This is a genomic window from Cellulomonas carbonis, from assembly GCF_014636275.1.
Lineage (GTDB): Bacteria > Actinomycetota > Actinomycetes > Actinomycetales > Cellulomonadaceae > Actinotalea > Actinotalea carbonis.
Map to the genome: position 1 here is coordinate 1 of NZ_BMEB01000041.1, position 588 is coordinate 588.

Annotated in this window: 1 pseudogene; it reads right to left on the reverse strand. The window is 64.1% G+C overall.

The window, feature by feature from the left end:
• Positions 1 to 167 precede the first annotated feature (167 nt).
• A pseudogene (locus IEV86_RS17580) lies at positions 168 to 588 on the reverse strand (biotin--[acetyl-CoA-carboxylase] ligase); the annotation flags it as partial.

Genomic DNA, 588 nt, shown 5'->3' on the forward strand with positions numbered 1-588 from the left:
GGTCGGCTGCGATGCGTCGGCGGACCGGGGCGCGTCTCTGTGCGACTGGGTGCCGGCGTCGGCCGGCCGAGTCTCTGCGGAGGTGCCTGCGGCTTCTCCGACCTCGGGTGTGCCCAGCCGTTCCGGTTCGACGATGTCGAATCCGGCGGTGAAGTCCGAAACCGCCATCAGTCTTGGCTCCTCTCCGCAGCGGTCGGGGCCGCGGCCGGACGCAGATGGTGGACGTCTCCGGCGCTTAAGCACACCTGATCGTCGATGATGAGGTCGGCTCCTGCGTCCAGCCCCGTGGCGGTGCCGATGATGTCGGAACCGTCAGGCTTCTCCACCCGAACCCGCGACCCGAGCGTCACCATATGATCACGCACTCTCCGCGCTGTGCGGCTGTCGCGGAAATCCTCATCTCCATAGTCGATCAGCTCTCTGTAGCAGGGGATCAGTGTGCCGAGAATCGAGACTAGCAATGCTTCATGATCAATTTCTGAACCGTCGATTCCGGTTTCGATCGCTATTGAGCTCGCGTCTTCGCGCGGCAGATCAGCAGGCTCCAACCGGGTGTTCAGCCCCATCCCCAACACGATCTGCGGTCCG